This window comes from Pseudomonas sp. 05N434, from assembly GCF_056396965.1.
This window is the reverse complement of record NZ_JBFTMK010000783.1, coordinates 1-2,751: the sequence shown is the minus strand read 5'-3', so window position 1 is coordinate 2,751 and position 2,751 is coordinate 1. Positions and strand designations below refer to the sequence as shown.

Here is a 2,751-nt window from a genome sequence, read left to right as displayed (position 1 = left end):
CTTCAACTTGTAATATTACTGGCGGCCTATGGAGTAATATTTAATACCTTTATCTATAAGCTTTTGAGGATCGAAAAGGTTTCTTCCATCAAATATTATAGGCTCGCTAAGTTGGCTTGCAATTTGATCCAGATCGGGTGCCTTGAAGGCTTGCCATTCAGTTATTATGATTAAGGCATCGCTTTCTTTTAAAGTTTCTTCTTTGGTTCCGCACAAACTCAAGTCATCACGATTATTGTAAATTCGCTGAGTTTCTTCCATCGCCTCCGGATCATACGCTCTCACCTTGGCGCCGTTTTTCCACAGTGCCTCCATCAGTACTCGACTGGGTGCTTCACGCATATCATCAGTATTGGGTTTAAAGCTCAACCCCCAAAGAGCGAATGTTTTTCCTGCGATATCCCCATTGTAGTGATTAATTATTTTCCTGAAAATTACACTCTTTTGCTCATTATTTCTTGCCTCTACGGACTTCAGAATTACTRCATCAAAGTCCAGTTGCTCGGATGTCTTAATGAGGGCTTGTACATCTTTAGGAAAACAAGAGCCACCATACCCGGATCCTGCATAGATGAAGTGGTAACCAATCCTGGGATCTGAACCTATGCCCTTTCGCACCATTTCGATATCAGCACCGAGCATTTCTGACAAGTTAGAAATCTCATTCATGAAGCTGATTTTTGTTGCAAGCATGCAGTTGGCTGCATATTTCGTCAGCTCAGCGCTGCGAACGTCCATGACAATTATTTTTTCGTGATTACGGTTGAAAGGAGCATAGAGGTCACGAATGACTTCTTCTGTACTCGCCTGTTCCGTACCAATAACTATCCGATCCGGACGCATGCAGTCCGATACTGCAGAACCTTCCTTTAAAAACTCTGGATTCGATGCAACGTCAAACGAAAGATCAGTGCGGCCGCGTTGAGCCAGTACGCTCGCAACTCGATCCCTCACTTTATCGGCTGTTCCAACAGGAACGGTAGACTTGTTAATGATAATGCAATTGCTTTCAATATTATTTGCTATCGTTTCGGCAACAGCCAGCACATATTTTAGATCCGCTGATCCGTTGGAAACCCAAGGAATCCTGGATTCCTTGCTAGCCTTCAAGTCCGGCGGCAAGAATGGCCGGCGAGGAAGGACGTGGCATTAAGCACGCTACCGCCCCAGGATTTTTCGTCATCTTCCTCAGGACGTGGTGCTTTCATGAACTATCGGTTTGATCATGCCTATTGGCTAGTGATCCAGCGCAGCAATAAACGACAAAAACTCAAGAACAACAGCAATACCGTAAAAATCTGAACGGATGACGCGACCTGTTCAATACCCTTTAGTTTTTGTCGGAGGCGTAGGCATAGTGGTAATAACCATAATCACTGTAGCCATACTTGTTGGAAGCCTTTCTCTCCACGCCATTGAAAATCGCACCTTTAATGGCGACGCCGTTCTGGGTGAACCGGCGCACCGTCAACTCGATTTCTTTCGCTGGGTTCAGGCCATAGCGCGTCACGATCAGATTGGTCCCGGACAGACGCCCGACGATCGCCGCATCTGTCACTGCCAATAGTGGCGGTGTATCGAGAATCACCAGATCGTAAAGCTCACTCACCTGCTCCAATAGCGCACTGAAATTGGCATGCATCAGTAACTCGGAAGGATTGGGCGGAATCTGGCCTCGACTGACAAAATCGAAATTGTCGATTGCGGTCTTGTGGATGGCGGTGGCCACATCACAGCGTCGGGCCAGAACATCGGAGAGCCCATTGTCTGAAGAAACACCTAACACTTTGTGCAAATAGCCTTTGCGCATGTCGACATCGATCAATAATACCCGCAGCCCGGTCTGTGCTATCACCACCGCGAGGTTGACCGAGACAAACGTTTTACCCACCTGAGGGCTGGGCCCGGAAATCATCAGGCGGTTGTTGTCGGCCTCATGCATGGCGAAGTGCAGACTGGTACGCAAACTGCGCAATGCCTCGATTGCCAGATCGGTAGGATGAGTGACGGCCAGCAATGAAGTCCCATTGGAGCGCCCTCGTCCGCGGGAGACTTTATCTTCTTCGGCTTTCTGCAGAATGCTGTAGGGAATCGACGCATAGACCGGCAACCCAAGTTGCTCGATGGCTTCCGGACTCTCCAGCCCGCGGTTCAGTGCCTTGCGTACCAGCACCAGGGCCACTGCCAGGAAGCCGCCAAGAAGAGTGGCGATCAATACAATCAGGATTTTTTTCGGCTTGACCGGTTTGAGGAAGTTGACGTCCGCGGTGTCGATCAGGCGTACGTTACCGACAGTGCCCGCGCGCATCACATCCAGTTCCTGAGACTTATTCAGCAGCTGGGTGTAAATGGCCGTACCGACTTCTACATCCCGGGTAAGGCTCAGCAATTCTTGTTGGGTAGAGGGAAGGCTCTCTACTTTGGACGCCAAACTTTTCTGCTTGCTGCTCAACTCACCGATCTGGGTCAACAATGCGCGATAGGCAGGATGTTGACGGGTGAACTTGCGGTCCATCTCGGCTTGCTGCAACTTCAACTCGGAAATATTGGTATCGAGCCCGACTATCTGATCAAGAATGGCTTTGGTTTCGAGCGTGATGTCCACGGACTTGCTGCGCGTCTGGTACTCATTCAACGCATTTCCGGCTTTTTCCAGATCCTTCTTGACCTCAGGAAGTTGCTCTTTGAGAAACGCCAGGCTCTGCGCAGCCTCTGCTGAAGTGCGCTCTACGTTTTGCCGTACATATATAG

1 protein-coding gene and 1 pseudogene are annotated in these 2,751 nt (G+C 49.2%); both read right to left on the bottom strand.

Annotated features, from left to right (window positions below; genetic code table 11):
• Nucleotides 1-15: 15 nt before the first annotated feature.
• Nucleotides 16-1,071: pseudogene (locus AC1DLB_RS29310) on the bottom strand (UDP-glucose dehydrogenase family protein); the annotation flags it as partial.
• A 259-nt stretch (nucleotides 1,072-1,330) separates the two neighbouring features.
• On the bottom strand, nucleotides 1,331-2,751 hold a 1,421-nt coding region (locus AC1DLB_RS29305), incomplete at its 5' end, for a polysaccharide biosynthesis tyrosine autokinase (protein ID WP_477786219.1).